Below are 16559 nucleotides of genomic sequence, written 5' to 3'. Positions count from 1 at the left end.
GAAACGCGTAGCAGCAAATCCTCGAATTTTAGATGATATCGAAGGACTGGTAGCTGAATTCCGGTTCGAGATCGGTCACTTCGATCGTGTCCACGCGGGCGGTGACGGGGCCTTTGTTGCACCATTTGATGAATTTCTCGATCATTAACGGATCGGCTTCCGCATAAATCTCGACCCGGCCGTCCGGCAGGTTCTGTACCGTGCCGGTAATCGCCAGATGTTTGGCTTTGTTCTGAGTAAAAAGTCTGAAATAAACGCCCTGAACGCGGCCGGACACCACGATTTTCACTCTGCGCATGTTTTTTGTATCCTCCAGCAGTAATGGATTTTCGGATTGCGGGCGAAATCTTCCGGGACGGTCGCCGCGCTGATGTCTTGAATATGCAGATCGGGCAGCGCTTCATGATCCATTTTGAAACGCCGGAAATTGGTCGAAAAATATAATACGCCCTTTGCATCCAGAAGTGTTGCGGCCTGAGCAATCAACTGCACATGATCTTTCTGGATGTCGAACACGGTTTCCATGCGTTTGGAATTGGAAAAAGTCGGCGGATCGAGAAAAATCAGATCGTATTGGCGGCAATAGGGCTGCGCGGCTTCTTGGGCCAGCCATTCCAAGCAGTCGGCCTGAATAAATTCATGCGCGCCTTCGAGCCCATTTAGCGCCATGTTCCGTTTCGCCCAAGTGACATAGGTGTTCGACATGTCGACCGTGGTCGTTGCGATCGCGCCGCTTTTCGCTGCGTGCACGGTTGCGCTGCCGGTATAGGCGAACAGGTTCAAGAAGCGTTTGCCCTTGGCCTCCTTTTGAATTCGGAGACGGATCGGCCGGTGATCGAGGAACAGCCCGGTATCCAGATAGTCTTCGAAATTGACCCAAAACTTGCAGCCGCCTTCCTCGACGATATGAAACCGGCCGGCTTCGCCGTGTTTTTCGTACTGGTCGGTATTTTTCTGTTTACGGCGGATTTTCAGGAATACGTTTTCCCGCTGCACACCGAGCACTTTCGGAATTTCGGCCAGTACGCCGGCGAGCCGGCGGTCGGCCTTGAACGGATCGACGCTTTTCGGCGGTTCGTATTCCTGCACGTTGACCCAGGTTTCTTCGCCCTGGTAAAGATCGACCGCGACCGCAAATTCGGGCAGGTCCGCATCATAGACACGGTAGCAGGTGACCTGATTCTGCTTTGCCCATTTTGCGAGCTTTTTCAAATTCTTCTGCAGGCGGTTCGCGAACATTTCGGCGCCGGCCGTATCGTCGGTCTGCTGTTGACTGCCCTCGACGGCTCGGCTGATACGTTCCTCAGCCGTTTTTGCCTTCGGAATGAAAAACGTCTCGGGTTCGATGTTCATCCGCAGCAGCTTGCATTCCAAGGCACCGTTGTACAGGGTGACCGGCTTTTGCGAGCGGATACCGAGACGGAAGCCCAGTTCCGGATCGCTGATGATCAAAGCCGCCTTCCAGCCAGTGAAACGGGCTTTTAAAGTCTCGCCGAAGCGCTGATACAGATCGGCGGTTTCCTGCGTATCGCCGAGGCGTTCGCCGTAAGGCGGATTGCAGATCACCAGTCCGGGCTGCCAGCCCGCAGCCGGTCCGGCATCGCCGATATCGCGGCGTTCGACGTGGATTTTGTGCTGCAGGCCGGCATTCGCGATATGGGTCAGTGCTGCATTCACCGAAGCGCGGTCGCGGTCGAAGCCGACGATCGCCGGAAGTTTGTCGATACCCGCCAGTTTACGCTGCCTGGCTTCCTCGCGAAGTGCCTGCCAGCATTCGGGATCATGCTTTTTCCAGCCGAGAAAACCGTAATAGTCACGAAGCAAGCCCGGCGCAAAATCGCCCGCGATCATCGCGGCTTCGATCAGCAAGGTCCCGGAGCCGCACATTGGATCGACCAGCGTACCGCCGGCTTTTGCAATCTCCGGCCAGCCGCTTTTCAACAGCATCGCGGCCGCCAGGTTTTCCTTGATCGGCGCCTGAATCGTGATATCGCGGTAGCCGCGGCGATGAAGGCTCTCGCCGGACAGGTCGAGGCTCAGCTGGGCGCTCTGGCCTTGCAGATGGACATTGATCCGGATGTCCGGCCGGTCGGTCGCGATATTCGGCCGCTTGTGGAATTTCGCGCGCATCTGGTCGACGATCGCATCCTTGACCTTCAGGGCTCCGAAGTGCGAATGGGTAATCACCTCGGAGTTTTTCACGCTGAACGAGACCGCAAAGCTGTTTTCCGGCCGCATGTGCTCGAACCAATTGATTTTTTTGACGCCGTAATAAAGGTCGTCCTGGCTTTTGACCTCGAAAGTGCCGAGCAGCAGCAGAATGCGGTTGGCGGTTCTGGACCATAGACAGGCGCGGTAAGCGGTCGCGAGATCGCCTTCGAAAGCGACGCCGGCCAGTGCCGGTTTGATATTGGCTGCGCCTAACTGTTTCAGTTCTTCGCAGAGAACGGCTTCCATCGCCTTCGGCGTCGTGGCGAAAAACGGGTAGTGCGGCATGTTGAATAGGGCAGGGTAAGAAGAAAGGCGAAAACGCCTATTTTATCCGGATTTGGCCGGGTCAGCCTAGCGAAACCCGGTCTGGGGGGAGAATGCAGAGATACGGCTTTGTTCAATAAAGCCGTATCCCAAGTCCATGCTGCTTACGGAATTATTGGATTTTGATCAGCTCGACGTCGAAGATCAGCGCTTCGTTCGGGCCGATCGGGCCGGCGCCGCGTTCGCCGTAAGCCAATTCGGAGGGGATATAAAGGCGGAATTTGTCGCCTTCCTTCATCAATTGGACGCCTTCGGTCCAGCCTGCGATTACGCCATTCAAAGGAAAGGTGATCGGCTCGCCGCGGCTGTAGGAACTGTCAAACTCTTTGCCGTCGATGGTTGTGCCCTTGTAATGCACGGTTACGTTATCGGTTGCGGAAGGTGAAACTGTGCCGGTGCCCTTTGTTAAAACTTCATACTGTAAACCGCTTTTGGTGGTTATGATATTGGGTTTTTTGCCGTTCTGAGCCAGAAAAGCGGCGCTTTCCGCTTTTTTCTCTTCCGGATTTGTTGCATTTGCCAAGGATACAATCGTTAAACCAACAAGCACCAATGTCACAAGTGAAATGATTTGAGTTTGAAGTTTACCCACGGTATCTCCTTATTAATTATTATCGGAAGTAATAGTGTAACAAAAAAAGATACTGATAGGTCGAGTGTGGGTTTCTCCTGCGGCAATTTGTCTCACCTCGGCCGAGGCTGTGTAAAAACATAAAAAACGAAAAGCCGATGGAATTTTATCCGCCAGATGACAAATAAAATTACAGTCACTGTGGAACCAATTATTGAGAATTAACTTATCTCAAGCTGAGCAGTGGGATAATTTTTATCTTCGACGGGTTCAACTATGAGTTTTTACACAGTCTGGGCCAACTCCAGACGATTATTTTGCCTTTTGGCGCCTCTGGTAAAATAAGCTTATTTTCAACCTCGTTATTTTTTCCATGTCGTTTCCCCTTATAGCAACCGTCGGCCTGCTTCTGTGCAGTAATATTTTCATGACCTTCGCCTGGTATGCGCACTTGAAGCATCTCGGCAACAAACCCTGGATTGTCGCAGCGCTGCTCAGTTGGGGCGTTGCGCTGTTCGAATATTTATTGCAGGTTCCCGCCAATCGGATCGGGTATAGGCAGTTTTCGGTGGGCCAGTTGAAAATCATTCAGGAAGTCGTGACCTTATCTATCTTTGTGCCCTTTTCGTTGCTTTACATGAAAGAGCCGCTCAAACTGGATTATCTATGGGCCGGGCTGTGCCTGGTCGGTGCGGTGTATTTCATGTTCCGGGGAAATATGACCTGAAAGCAAACTTTTGGTTTGACGGCGGATGATTTCGAGAAGATGCGGCGGGCCTCGTGAAGCAAAAAAATAAGTCGCCGTACGTTTGATTCTCTGGGGATCAGTCCGGCATTTTCGCCGTCCGGACCGGATTTTACGCGGTCCGGACGACAACCGGTTCATTCGACCAGAAAATCGCGCATCATGCCCATATCTTCGTGTTCGAGATTGTGGCAGTGGTACATGAACAAGCCCTTGAAATCCTGAAACGGCTTAATGATCCGGACTGTTTCGCCCGGCATTACCAGGACAGTATCCTTTAAGCCGCTTTCGATGAAGCCGTGGCGCACGGTTTCATAGTCATCCTTGTTGCCCGCGGCAAGGCTCCGGCTGACGATCTGGAACGACTGTCCGTGTAAATGGATCGGATGCGCCATGCTCATCATCATGCCCATGCCGCCGCCCATCCCCATCATTCCGCCCTGCTCAGCACCGCCGTGCATGCCTTCCATTCGACCCATGCCCCCGCGATGCCCCATGCCCATCATACCGCCTTCCTCGTCTCCGCCATGCATGCCCATACCGCCCATCATGCCCATGCCGTGGCCGTGCCGGGCGCCCATGCCACCCATCATGCCGCCGCCTTCCTGTGAGGCGCCATGCCCGCCGCCTTCGCCATGCGCATGAAAGATTTCCATTAATTGCACCGTGTTCAGCGGGATTCTTTCGTTCGGCTGCACGTCGTCAAATGCATAAGGGCGGCTATTCAGAAGCATCGCCATATGGCCTTCGGAGATGGCGATCGGTACCGGTTTGCCGGCGTTGGCGGTATCGTCGATACTATACCGGCGGATGTTCGACAGTTGCTTCGGCAGTGTCGGGCTATTGCTGACTTTGCGTTTGATCCGTACGGTAAAAATCGGGTAATCGCTGCCGACGGGAAGTGCCAATTCGTGCATCATCCCGCCCATCATGCCCATCTGATGGCCGCCATCGCCGCCCATCCGGTCCTGCATCCGCTCCATCATTTTCGGCAATACCCCGGAAAAAGGAAGGCTGCGCATCACCAACTGCGAGCCGACCGGACGTCCGCTGAAATCGGCCCAGACATCCAGGCGTTCGCCGGGCGCAAGCATTACGTAAGGCTTGCTCTCCGGTGTTTCCAGCAACCCTCCGTCGACGCCGAGAACAGTCAGGGGAGTACCGTCGTCCCAGCCGAGCTTGTAAATCCGCGCGGTCGATCCGTTCAAAAACCGCAGGCGATACGCGCGGCTGTCCACATCGACCGTATAGTCGGGTAAGCCGTTGACCAGAATTCGGTCGCCGTAGTAACCCATCATCCGGTCGTGCATCCCATGCATCCCGCTGACATAGACCAGTTGATTCTGGTCGTCGAAGCGGCGATCCTGGATTACGATCGGAATTTCGTATTCGCCGGACGGCAGTTCCAGCGCGGCTTCTTCCCCGTCATGCACGAACAGCGCCCCGGCCAGTCCGTGATAGACCTGTTTGGCGGTGATTTCATGCGGGTGCGGATGGTAGATGTTCATGGAAGCCCGATTCAGTACTTCGAATTCGTAAACGAACGTTTCGCCGGGATCGATCGTGTAACGCGGATGGCCATCCATTTCGGCCGGCACATGCAGACCGTGCCAGTGCGTGATGGAAGGTTCGGCCAATTTATTGTGCAGATGAATCCGGACCTTCTGGCCTTTCTGCAGATGGATAAGGGGGCCCAGATAGGAGTTCGGAATGTCGACCAGGGTTCCTGCGGGGCCTTTGATCAAATTGCCGGTATATTGCTGAACCAAGGTGGATTTGCCCGGCAGAATCGGCAACGAAGCGGAACGGCAGTAAAGTTCGAATTCGACGTCCGGTTTGAAATTCGCCGAAGCTTTGAGTGGCGGAATTTTCGGCATGGCCTGCATGCCTTCCATTGCGCGAAGCATCCGCGGCATACCGGCAAAGGCCAGCAGACCCAGGCTCGAGTGCGCCAAGAAACGACGGCGGCTGTAATGAGTGCTCTTCGGCATAATTCCTCCTCAGGACTTGCTTTATAAGGCCCCGATCAAGATCAGGGAGATAATATCGAGTTTATATTAGGGTTTGGTAATATTCAAGCATAAAATCTATGCCGGACGACCTGCGCCCATTATACGTCCATGCTGCGGGAATTCGATCGGAAAAGGCAATGCACTCGTTCCTGTATGAGCGAGAAAAGTTTATTGAACGGATCATGCCTATAAATGTTCTTTTGGAGTGTGTTCTGGAGGCTTCTATTGTTCACCCTGCATAAAAATGCTATTTTTTAAAATTCTATTCGTTACCCATTTCAAATATGTTGATCGGATTACCTAAAGAGATAAAAAACAACGAATACAGAGTAGGTTTGACGCCCGGCTCGGTTAGCGCCTTAATCCGTCAAGGCCATCAGGTCAAGGTTCAAAGCGGAGCCGGTATCGGCAGCTCGTTTACCGATACCGAATATCTGTCCGTCGGTGCGGAAATTGTGATGAATGCGGAAGAGGCGTGGAAAGCGGATCTGGTCGTCAAAGTCAAGGAGCCGATCGAGGAAGAATACCGCTATTTGAAGCCGGACGTGATTCTTTTCACTTACCTTCATTTAGCCTCCAGCAAAGTCCTGACCGAGGCGCTTCTGCAAAGCGGTATCACCAGCATTGCTTATGAAACTGTACAAACGCCCGACGGCAGGCTGCCTTTGTTGATGCCGATGAGTGAGGTGGCGGGCCGTATGGCGGCCCAAGCGGGGGCGACCTATCTGCAAAAAAATCACGGCGGCCGCGGCATCCTGATATCGGGTATTCCGGGCGTTCCGCCGGCTAACGTCGTTATCCTCGGCGCCGGTATCGCCGGTTCCAACGCGGCCCGTGTCGCGGTGGGTTTCGGGGCCCTCACCACCGTACTCGATGTCAATTACGAAAGACTGAAAGCATTGGATGATCTCTATCGCGGCCAATTGCAGACCCGTATCAGCAATAACTATACGATCGAAGAAGCGGTTTACGAGGCCGACTTGGTGATCGGTGCGGTACTGATACCGGGTGCGAAAGCACCGTGGCTGATTCGGGCCGATATGCTGAAAAAAATGCGCAAAGGCGCGGTGATTGTCGACGTTTCGATCGATCAAGGAGGCTGCGTCGAAACCGCGCGTCCGACTACTCACAGCGACCCGACCTATGAAGTCGACGGCATCGTTCATTATTGTGTTGCCAATATGCCCGGCGCCGTCCCGCGCACCAGTACCCTGGCGCTGAACAACGCCACCTTGCCTTACGTGCTGCGTCTCGCGAACGAAGGCCTCGATGCGCTTCGCCACGATCATCCTTTGCAATTGGGCCTGACGACCCATCAAGGCCGCTTAACAAATGCAGCCGTAGCCCAATCTTTGGATTTTGGCTATACCAACGCATCAGCTTGTCTCATGACGAGTCATAGGGCTTCCATTTAGGGTCAATTACTAATATAATACTCAGATAATTCGCTTCGAGATCATTACTGCATTTCGATAAAGTGAAAAATATTTGCAAAAAGTTAAAAATAGTTATAAAATTTTAAGTCTTTGTTGGGTCGTTAGCTCAGTCGGTAGAGCATCGCACTTTTAATGCGGTTGTCATTGGTTCGAATCCAATACGACCCACCAACTATACCCATTTAAATCAACCAGTTAGCTTGCCACGGCGACTGGTTTTTTTATGCCTGCCATTTTCATTTCCGATTTTTTGACGATTAGGCTGCTCGGATCAGCGTAAGCTCAGGTTGCTGCCTATCGCTGCAAAGCAGTTCCACACACTCAATCAGTCGAGCTATTTCCGCCTTACTGTAATGCGAAGTGATATGCCCCGCATGATGCCCTAACAAGTCTTGACGGTCTTCAAAACTCACCCCGGCAGCGCGTAAGCGCATGCCAAACGTGTGCCTTAAATCATGTACCCGTACCTCAGCCAGATTAGCTGCTTCACGGGCTTTTCGCCAAGCCCTGTTGTTCATCCTTTCCAAGCGATTGCCTTTCCGGTGAAAGACAAAGTCCGATTGGCCCCGATAACGCTCCACAATCGATCGCGCTACTGTATTCAGTGGCACGATACGTTCATGACCGTTTTTTGCCCGCTCTTCCGTGACGATGAACACTGTCTCCTGACTGCCGGTAATCTTGGCTTCATGCTCCCATTTCAAACCACATATTTCCTGATCTCTCAGACCGGTCTGTAGTGCAAATAGAGTCATATCCGCCAAGTATTGCGGCATTCCTCGAATCAGCCTTTCTTGCTCCGCAACTGAGATGGGTCGAGGCTTACGTTTTGCCCCTTGCACGGTCGGCAACAGTGGCGCCGTATCGAGCCAAGGCCTGCCTTGCTCGTCACGCCACATAGCCACGCAAAGCTTCATCACTCTGCGAATGACCGCCATGTCCCGATTCAAGGTTCCGGCGGAAATCTCATCCGCTTTTCTGTCTCGAATGTATTGGTCCAGAGATGCCGAATGTATTTTCTGTAATGCAAGATCACCGATGTAAGGCATAACCGCCTTCAGCGTATCAATATCACGATCCAGAGACCGTTTGTGTCCATATTCTTCAATGAAGCGAGCGGCCGCCTCATCGAAGGTTCGCTCTCGACTTTCCCCGTACACTACTACTTTTCGGATCTCTTGGATTCGCTTGGCTAAATAGCGTTCAGCGGCTTCGAGCTCCGTTTCGCCAGTGCTTTCGCGAAGCTTGACACCCGCGACGGTTTTGTCGATGTGCCAGATGTTGCCTTTTTTTCGAAGGCCGGGGGTTGATTTTGCCATTTTGTTTCCTCTAGTGGTTTGCCCGGCTTTCCGTTCGCGGCTTTGAATGTATCAGCCCAGGCGTCCAAGTCAAGTCGATCGTACAAAACAGATCGGCCCAACCGAATTTCTGTCAGGTAGGGTCGAACCAATTTATTAAAGATCGGTTCGCTCATTCCCACATAAGAGGGGGCGTCCCGTTGCTTGATAAGTTTTGGTAAAATCATAAAAACATCATGGTTGGTGTAATGATGAAAGAATTTTATAAACTCTTTGGGTTTCTTTTCTCGACGAGGTTTTCCACAGGCCTTGGTAACTATTGTAAGTTATTGTTTATGAATAATATTATTCTGCGGTGTAACAGCGCTACAGTTTGGTCATCAAGAACACGCTGTCGTTGCATGGAGTTCATACAAGAATGATCAATCTGCCGAACTATCTTGCCTGCTTTAAGAAATTTGTGTGTTATCTGGGATTGGAGTACTCAGAGACGCAACGGGAAACGGGCAAATTCAGGAAGGGAGCGCTCAGAGACTTCATCAAACTAGGAGAAAGTTATACCGATGACTATCTTCCCCAAATCCTCTCGCTGTTCGCTGGAGAAGACCCAGAAAAGCGGAATGCAATCAAAGTATGCCTCATAATTTCCGAAAATCTTGCTAGGTTTATAACCAGCAAAAATTATTACACGATAGCCAGTAATAAAAGAGCAATCTGGGCATTGCTTATCTTTTATTACATTCCACATCTGGCCTGTCTATTAAGCAATTACATGAAGGATTTTGAGATATCAGAATATCTGATTAAACATGATTTCATGTTGCCACACTTAGAGGAAGGTAAATTTATATCGCCTACTGCGAAACTGCGAGAGTACCTAATTCCCATTAAAGACTCTATCAAGGGCATACGCGATAATGAAACAAATGTTTTGGCCGTTTATCTTTATAAACTTGATCCCGAGGTAACGCCAAGTTATAAAACCAAACAAAAAATCATCAATCAGTTAAAGACCCTGCCGGAATTGAAAGAGGAAGTAGATGAAATTGAAACAATTTTTCATGTCGCTATAGTAGTCTCACGAATTTGCCATGATTTAGAAGAACTGTTCGGGAATAAAGTATGCATGTTAAGCTTGGTGGATTATTTCAAGAAATGCCTAGCAACAAGTAACCGACTGATCCAAGGCGATGAAAGCTATAGCTTATTTAAAGATTTTATAGGGCCTTACGTTGACTTTTATCGGAATGAATTTGTATTGACTGCGACAGAATTGAACAATTTATTTCCAGTTAAATTGAATGAGGCCGAATATGATGCTGTTAGTTATGAGGATCGGTTAGAAATCAGAGATGACTACAGGGATCAAATATGCATTGCATTTGAGTCCTTTCTTTACACGACAACCAGTGCGACACAGGATCAGTTAGATGAGATTGATACAGAAAATTTCACTAAAGGAATTCTTCGTTTCAGCAGACTTACAGAAGCAGAATCAATTGACGATGTTCACGAGGAGATTGTCGAAAGATTAACAGAACTTGAATATATTTTTTCGTCACCCGAAAAACCGCTACAGGAAAGCAGAATTATTGAAATATTGAGTAGCATAAAGCGCCATAAATATCATTCAATCTATGAACATGAATTCCTCTATTACTCAAGCTTGAGCGCTCTAGCAAAGAATGATTTTTTAGAAGCGTTGGAAAAGTTAAATTTGGCTAGTCAAAGATGTAAACTAGTTACAGCAGGTGAAACCCAGGACAAAATAGCGAAGCTATTGATAATTTTGAGACTGATAATGGATGATAGCCTAAGTTATGATCATTTGAACGCGGAAATAAGAATGATCATTGAGAGTGAAGACCAAAATTTGGAACTTACACCATATCCTGAACAATATCATGGCGCTGATAATATTGAAAAAAACCTGCGGCGATACACTTCTAAAGAAAATTATTTAGCCAAGATCATGGATGAAATAACCTGCTTCAATACTAAAGGCTATTGTAAGTATGAAGGGGTTAACCCTATAAAATATAATCCTTTTGAAAAAGTTGATGACTTAATATATGACATATACGATTGCTATACAAAAATGGACCAGACTAAGGATTCAAAAAGCCTTAGGATGCAGCGAGTAATTAACAAGTTAATGAGGTCAAGCAAGCCAGACTATTCAATCAACAAAAACCTTGTCACCTTACATCAATACAAAGCCGCTGAGGTTTTCGATGAAATAACGTTCTCATCCATCGCCTTCTTCTGCGCAATGTCAAACATTAATGCTCCAAATATAATAAAACTTGCATACGATCGAGAAACCCTCACTTTAATTTCAAAAGCTATCAATACCCCAGGACGATCCCGTTCTTAAAAAATCTCAATCACATATACCGTATTCGAGCGCAGCCTTCGGGTTTCGCTTTGACAATGAGCTTTCGCTAAAGCTTCCTCTCTTTTTTCGTCCTGATCATGGATGCGGCCAATCTTTGGCTGATCCGTATCTCCATCTTCTCTTTTTCCTCTCTTTTTCTTTACCAGACGGACTTATTTGTCTTTTTTCATAGGAGATTCTGCATGGGTATTCAATGTCCGGTATGCCATTCCCAGCGGGTGGTGGCCCGCGAGATCGGTAAAAAGGCCGGCAGCCTCATCGGGTTGACCGGTGGCGCGGCAGGCGGTGCGGTCAGCACCCTGGAAGGCGCCGAAGTCGGCGCGACGGTCGGGGTGGCTGTGGCCGGTCCCCCCGGCATGATGCTGGGCAGTTTAGCCGGCGCTATGATTGGGGCATTGATCGGCAGCATTGCCGGTGCCCAGCTCGGTACCCTGGTCGATGACAAGATCCTCGACAATTACCGCTGCCTCGCCTGCGGGGTGACCTTTAACCAGCCTCACCCCTGAGCCCTGCCTCTCTGTGGTGCTCGGTTTTGCCGCCTTTGGGGCTTTCATCCCCTATTGCGCGGATCGACCGTTTATTCCTCTTCCCATCCTGACCCCAGCCCGGTACTGCCTTGGCAGACCGGGCTTTTTTGTTTGTGTCTGCCCCCTTCCTTGGGGTGCAAGTAGCTTGCGCCTACGGACCGAGGGCTCCGGGTTGGGCTGATCTTACTTTCTCATGCGTTTTTAGGAGTTCCTGATGACTGATTCGACCTTAGGGCGCCTGGCTGCGCCTTTTTCATGTGTTATCTCCCTAGCCGCCGTCCCGCTCACCTGGCAGGCCGGCTTGCGTATGGGAGGATTTGTATGACGCTTCACTGTCCGCTCTGCGGGGCTTATCCCCGTCATGTACTGAACCGTGCCCTCAAGGAGGACGGGAGGTCAGGGGCCGCCTCCGGAACGGCGATTGCGGCACTCGTTATGCCGCGCGTACGGCCTCGGTTCGATCCCCGGCTGCCAACGCGGGTCGAAGGCCGGTGGCCGGCAAGCCGCGTTGAGGCTCCCCTTCAAAGCGTAGGAAGCGGTAACGTATTGGCTCAAAAGGAAGGTAGCAGGCGAGCTATACCAAACCTAGCTCCTCAAAGAAGCCTTGGAAAAATAGGCTTGACGCCCACTCGCCCAGGCCTGCGGGCGTCGAATAGGGGTCAGGCTAAACCCGGCCGACTTCGCCTTGGGCATGCGATTGCGGGCAAAAACCCGACAGGCTACCGCCATGGCCGCCAACGCGCCGTCAATAACCTCTTGCTTGCTGAAGGATTGATGCGTCTGGCCAACCGTCAGACGCATTGGGGGATGAGCACTTGTTACCTCTATATACGCCATGTCCAAGGCTTTCGCTGGAGTTACCCGCGGGTTTGTCGGATCTACCAAGCCTTGGCGCTCCACTTGCGCCGAATCTAGCTGCCACCCCACCGGGCACCTGAAGCGCCGCCCAAGGCAGTTCACCCGGTGGGGCTGGTAAGTGAAGCAAGCAGTTGAGAGAGGGACAGGCACTCGAACAAAACCGGTGTCACAAGGGCAGCGCTAGCCGGCTTAGACTCCGAGTGTCAGGAAGAAACCGTAGCGTGTACAGGAGCTGGGCTAGTTTAAGAAAGGTTTGAAAGGCTGGTTGATTACGGACCAAGGCGCCAAACTAGGGGCACAGCAGGGAGAGGATTTACCGTCCGGCATCAGAACCCAGTCATGTAGATCGCTTGATCATCGAGAAACTCAAACGGCTTTGGCGTTGATCGACATCCGTGGAGTTATAACTGAATCTGGTGTTTGAGGTATTGAAAAATAGCGGTGTATCTGGTTGATTCGTTGTTGCCAGACAATGAAACCAACCGAGAGAGATACACCGCTATGAATAAGAATAACGTTATAGAGTTATCAGGTCGGGATCAGTTTACCGATGCATTGACTGAATTGTTAAGAACCGGTGCCCGGCATCTGATCGAGCAGGCCGTTGAAGCTGAATTGGCTGAGTTTATGAAGCAGTACGCCGATCAGTTTCTGGACAATGGACGGGCTACCGTCGTTCGTCATGGCTACCAACCGGAGCGCGAGATCCAGACCGGCATTGAGCCGGTTGCGGTCAAGATACCGAAGGTACGGGCCAAAAACGGGGAAGCGGTAACCTTCCGTTCGGCTTTGGTCCCGCCTTATGTGCGCAAGACGCGTTCTTTGGAAGCGGCATTGCCCTGGCTTTATTTGAAAGGGATTTCGACGGGAGAAATGGCCAGTGCTCTGGAAGTTCTGGTGGGTGCGGAAGCGAAAGGGTTATCACCCAGCACGGTCGCAAGGCTGAAACAACAGTGGGGCGATGAATACCGACGCTGGCGGAATACTCAACTGGACAAGGAGGCATGGGTTTATATTTGGGCGGACGGGGTCTACAGCGGCCTGAGATCGGAGGATGCCAAACTCTGCGCCCTAGTCATTATCGGTGTCAATGCACGTGGCGAGAAACATTTTCTGGCGATAGAAGACGGAGTGCTGGAGTCGACCCCGAGCTGGCGGGAAGTGCTGTTGATGCTCAAAGCCCGGGGCATGAACACGCCTAAGTTAGCGATCGGTGACGGGGCGATGGGCTTTCGGGCGGCCTTGGAGGAAATTTATCCCGAGACCCGACATCAGCGTTGCTGGCTGCATAAAACCCTGAACGTGCTCAATGCGGTGCCTCAATCGATTCAGCCCAAGGTCAAACACGCCTTGCACGAAATCTGGCAGGCCGAGACCCAGGAGCAGGCACACCGTGCCTTCGATCTGACCTTGCAAACCGGCATTATCAGTGCAGCGATTGTGCTGAACGAAATGCGACGACTGACCGAAGTAACCGTTCACGCCCCCGAAGCCGGAGGCAAGCAAGCCAAAGCCGGGAATGGCAAGCGGAAGGAGACACGCTCCGCCATCGTAACCGTTCACGCCCTTGCCAAGCCGCTGTCGACTGTTAGAAAATGAGGCCATGTCAAAGCTTGTCCTAGACCTTACACAATCAGCCCCGAAAGTGCAGAGCCTCGAAGAAGCGCAGCAGCTCATTGAGAGGCTGTGGCAGTTGTTGGCCGACTTATCGCAACGGCAGGCAGAGTTGGAAGAGCGGCTGTCCACCTCGTCTGAAAACTCCTCCCAGCCGCCGTCGCAAGACAGCCCCAAACAACGCGCGGAGCGTCCCGCGAAAAAGCCGACCGGGCGGGCAAAAGGGGCACAAGCCGGTCATGAAAAACACGAGCGGGCTTTGTTGGCTGAGTCGGAGGTGGATCGCATCGAGCGTTATTATCCGCTCAGCCATTGCGCCTGTGGTGGAGAGATTGTGATGGACGGTTACCGGCGGCATCAAGTGTTCGATCTCCCGGAAGTGCGCTTCCACGTGGTCGAACACCGCTGTTTTCAAGGGCGTTGTGCGGCGTGCAAGGCGCGCGTGAGTGCGGCCTTGCCAGACGACGTGCCGAGCGGGCAAATGGGGCCGGGGTTGATCGCCTGGATCAGTCTGCTGAACAGCCAATACCATTTGAGTCTGCGTCAACTTGAAAGTCTGTTGACGGAGCAGTGGCAACTGACGTTCAGTCTGGGCGCCATCAGTGAAGCCCAAGCACCGGTGGTCGACTGGCTATTGCCGGTCTACCAACAAATTGGCGACCAAGTACGCGGTGCAGTCCTGGCCCACGCCGATGAAACCAGCCATTTCCGCGGGAAAAGCCGTTACTGGTTGTGGTCGTTAAGTACGCCGCAGGCGGCGTATTTCATGGTGCATTATTCGCGCGGCAAACAGGCGGCCCAGGCCCTGTTGGGCGATTTCGGCGGTATTCTGGTCACCGATCGGCACGGCGCTTACAACGAGTATGACGTCGACCGGCATCAATACTGCTGGGCGCACATCATCCGCAACCTGGAGAAAATTGCCCAACGCGTGGGACAAGCCGGGGAGGACGGTGCTTATCTGTTGCGCCTGGCCCGCCTGGTGGTGCACTGCGGCAAGCGCTGGCAACACAGCGGTTGCCAATCCTTGCTGTACCGAAGGCGCTTGCAGCGCTTACGCCAGCATTTTCAAGTCACCTTGGAACGTGCCGCCACGACGCATGGCGATACGCGTACCGGCCACGCCTGTCGCAAGCTATTACGCGACAGCCCCAGGCTGTGGACGTTCTTGAAATATCAAGGCGTGCCGATGACCAACAATGCCGCGGAGCAAAGCCTGCGCCCGTATGTCATTTGGCGGAAAATCAGCTTCTTCACGCAATCGCATCGGGGCAATCAGTTTCGGCCCATGATGTTGTCCCTGATTGAGACCTGCAAGCGGCTCAAGGTCAATGTCTATCAAGCCCTGCGGACGATTTGTCGGCAAGGGGGGATGGCGGAGCGTGTCTCCTTCCGCTTGCCATTCCCGGCTTTGGCTTGCTTGCCTCCGGCTTCGGGGGCGTGAACGGTTACCTGACCGAAGCGACTCGACCCACGGTGCTGACAGAAACGGGGACGAAGACGCCGGCACTGACCGTTGAACCGATGGCCGACTGCAGCCGCTACGACAGTTTACGGAGCATGAACCCTATCCATTGATCGTGCTGCACAACTGAAAACCCTACACTTGTTCGGCATATCCACAGGGCACAAGTGGCTGCCGCCTGGAGCGCATGGCTGGCTGAGTACGGCAGTCAGCAGAAGCCGGTCATGCCGGAAGTCTGGCAGGATCGATTGATTGTGGCTGAACGAGCGGATCGGCAAGCGCGAAGCCTGAACTACCAACTGAAGGCCGCTCGCTTTCCGATCCATCGTGACCTGACGCATTTCGATTGGCAGGAAACCCCTATTGCCCAGTATCGCATCGAACAACTGGCTACGGGACACTTCATGGAGCAAGCCTACAATCTGATTTTGATTGGCGGCACCGGTACCGGCAAAACACATCTGGCGACGGCTATTGGCATGGGGGCCATTCATCAAGGCAAACGCGTGCGTTTCTACAATGCGGTCGATCTGTTCAATCAACTCGACAAGGAAAAGCAGCAAGGCAAAGCCGGCAATCTCGCCAAGCAACTCCAACATAGGGATGCGGTCATTCTGGATGAGCTGGGCTATTTGCCGTTCCCGGCGTCAGGCGGTGCTGTTGTTCCATCTGATCAGTCAGCTGTATGAAAAAACCTCGCTGATTATCACCACCAACCTGAGTTTTGACGAATGGGTGCAGGTTTTTGGCGATGCCAAGATGATCACGGCGCGGCTTTATCGCGTCACTCATCATTGTGACATTCTGGAAACCGGCAATGACTCGTACCGGTTTAAGCAGCGGAAAAAAGCCACTGAAAACCAATAACCCTACATCTTGACTGGAAACTTTTCGACGCCCATCAGTGGAACATTTTCAATGCCGGTTGACAATGTCATGTTCATGAAGCCCCCAATACCAACGACGATCAGGCTGCGACCGATAGCATCACCGAACGCTATCTGACGCAGTTCCAGGTCAAATTCTATCTATGAATGATTAGATAAATGTCTGCGTCATCTTCGATTAAAGGTAGAAATAAAGATTGAGTTACTTTGCCA

At 52.0% G+C, this 16559-nt stretch carries 10 protein-coding genes, 1 tRNA gene and 2 pseudogenes; 8 read left to right on the top strand and 5 right to left on the bottom strand.

Features of this window, described 5'->3' with window-relative positions; all coding sequences use genetic code 11:
- Nucleotides 1–28 precede the first annotated feature (28 nt).
- The 3 genes from JJL52_RS17840 to bamJ all read right to left on the bottom strand — a co-directional run bounded on the left by JJL52_RS17840 (nt 29) and on the right by bamJ (nt 3127).
- Complete coding sequence (locus JJL52_RS17840) at nt 29–298, bottom strand: acylphosphatase (RefSeq protein WP_202053847.1); 270 nt, start codon at nt 296–298, stop codon at nt 29–31.
- Nucleotides 286–2496, bottom strand: a complete 2211-nt coding sequence (gene rlmKL / locus JJL52_RS17835; RefSeq protein ID WP_202053846.1) for a bifunctional 23S rRNA (guanine(2069)-N(7))-methyltransferase RlmK/23S rRNA (guanine(2445)-N(2))-methyltransferase RlmL — start codon at nt 2494–2496, stop codon at nt 286–288. The genes JJL52_RS17840 and rlmKL overlap by 13 nt, the downstream gene beginning before the upstream one ends.
- 151 nt (nt 2497–2647) lie before the next feature.
- Nucleotides 2648–3127 carry a BamJ family beta-barrel-assembly machinery protein gene (gene bamJ / locus JJL52_RS17830; RefSeq protein ID WP_202053845.1) on the bottom strand — a complete coding sequence of 160 codons (480 nt, stop codon included), beginning with the start codon at nt 3125–3127 and terminating at the stop codon, nt 2648–2650.
- A 352-nt stretch (nt 3128–3479) separates the two neighbouring features.
- Between bamJ and JJL52_RS17825 the strand changes: the two genes are divergently transcribed.
- Nucleotides 3480–3833: a DMT family protein gene (locus JJL52_RS17825; protein ID WP_202053844.1), complete on the top strand. Its 354-nt coding sequence runs from the start codon at nt 3480–3482 to the stop codon at nt 3831–3833.
- Nucleotides 3834–3988: 155 nt separating this feature from the next.
- Here JJL52_RS17825 and JJL52_RS17820 read toward each other — a convergent pair whose 3' ends face one another.
- Entirely contained in the window at nt 3989–5842 is a 1854-nt protein-coding gene (locus JJL52_RS17820) for a multicopper oxidase family protein (RefSeq protein ID WP_202053843.1), read from the bottom strand.
- 305 nt (nt 5843–6147) lie between these two features.
- Here JJL52_RS17820 and ald point away from each other — a divergent pair, with 305 nt between their 5' ends.
- Together ald and JJL52_RS17810 are read left to right on the top strand one after the other, a co-directional pair.
- Complete coding sequence (gene ald, locus JJL52_RS17815; protein ID WP_202053842.1) at nt 6148–7278, top strand: alanine dehydrogenase; 1131 nt, start codon at nt 6148–6150, stop codon at nt 7276–7278.
- A gap of 116 nt (nt 7279–7394) precedes the next feature.
- Nucleotides 7395–7470, top strand: a tRNA-Lys gene (locus JJL52_RS17810).
- An 86-nt stretch (nt 7471–7556) separates the two neighbouring features.
- On the opposite strand, the gene JJL52_RS17805 is transcribed toward JJL52_RS17810, so the two are convergent.
- Nucleotides 7557–8618, bottom strand: a complete 1062-nt coding sequence (locus tag JJL52_RS17805; protein WP_202053841.1) for a tyrosine-type recombinase/integrase — start codon at nt 8616–8618, stop codon at nt 7557–7559.
- Between the two features lie 397 nt (nt 8619–9015).
- Here JJL52_RS17805 and JJL52_RS17800 point away from each other — a divergent pair, with 397 nt between their 5' ends.
- The 5 genes and pseudogenes from JJL52_RS17800 to istB all read left to right on the top strand — a co-directional run.
- Entirely contained in the window at nt 9016–10974 is a 1959-nt protein-coding gene (locus JJL52_RS17800; RefSeq protein WP_202053840.1) for a hypothetical protein, read from the top strand.
- 203 nt (nt 10975–11177) lie between these two features.
- Entirely contained in the window at nt 11178–11501 is a 324-nt protein-coding gene (locus JJL52_RS17795; protein WP_202053839.1) for a hypothetical protein, read from the top strand.
- A gap of 1380 nt (nt 11502–12881) precedes the next feature.
- Nucleotides 12882–13799 (top strand): annotated as a pseudogene (locus JJL52_RS17790) (IS256 family transposase); the annotation flags it as partial.
- Nucleotides 13800–13983: 184 nt separating this feature from the next.
- Complete coding sequence (gene tnpC / locus JJL52_RS17785) at nt 13984–15438, top strand: IS66 family transposase (protein ID WP_272901759.1); 1455 nt, start codon at nt 13984–13986, stop codon at nt 15436–15438.
- A gap of 245 nt (nt 15439–15683) precedes the next feature.
- Nucleotides 15684–16296: pseudogene (gene istB / locus JJL52_RS17780) on the top strand (IS21-like element helper ATPase IstB); the annotation flags it as partial.
- Nucleotides 16297–16559: the final 263 nt, after the last annotated feature.

The sequence above is a fragment of the Candidatus Methylomicrobium oryzae genome, assembly GCF_016745425.1.
GTDB lineage: Bacteria > Pseudomonadota > Gammaproteobacteria > Methylococcales > Methylomonadaceae > Methylomicrobium > Methylomicrobium oryzae.
The sequence above is the reverse complement of the archived record's forward strand: the minus strand, read 5'-3'. Positions and strand labels throughout refer to the sequence as shown.

What these genes read in the sequence shown, in the direction of transcription:
- JJL52_RS17840 (WP_202053847.1), bottom strand. Translation starts at nt 298, where the DNA reads ATGCGCAGAGTGAAAATCGTGGTGTCCGGCCGCGTTCAGGGCGTTTAT.
- rlmKL (WP_202053846.1), bottom strand. Translation starts at nt 2,496, where the DNA reads ATGCCGCACTACCCGTTTTTCGCCACGACGCCGAAGGCGATGGAAGCC.
- JJL52_RS17825 (WP_202053844.1), top strand. Translation starts at nt 3,480, where the DNA reads ATGTCGTTTCCCCTTATAGCAACCGTCGGCCTGCTTCTGTGCAGTAAT.
- JJL52_RS17820 (WP_202053843.1), bottom strand. Translation starts at nt 5,842, where the DNA reads ATGCCGAAGAGCACTCATTACAGCCGCCGTCGTTTCTTGGCGCACTCG.
- ald (WP_202053842.1), top strand. Translation starts at nt 6,148, where the DNA reads ATGTTGATCGGATTACCTAAAGAGATAAAAAACAACGAATACAGAGTA.
- JJL52_RS17805 (WP_202053841.1), bottom strand. Translation starts at nt 8,618, where the DNA reads ATGGCAAAATCAACCCCCGGCCTTCGAAAAAAAGGCAACATCTGGCAC.
- JJL52_RS17800 (WP_202053840.1), top strand. Translation starts at nt 9,016, where the DNA reads ATGATCAATCTGCCGAACTATCTTGCCTGCTTTAAGAAATTTGTGTGT.
- JJL52_RS17795 (WP_202053839.1), top strand. Translation starts at nt 11,178, where the DNA reads ATGGGTATTCAATGTCCGGTATGCCATTCCCAGCGGGTGGTGGCCCGC.
- tnpC (WP_272901759.1), top strand. Translation starts at nt 13,984, where the DNA reads ATGTCAAAGCTTGTCCTAGACCTTACACAATCAGCCCCGAAAGTGCAG.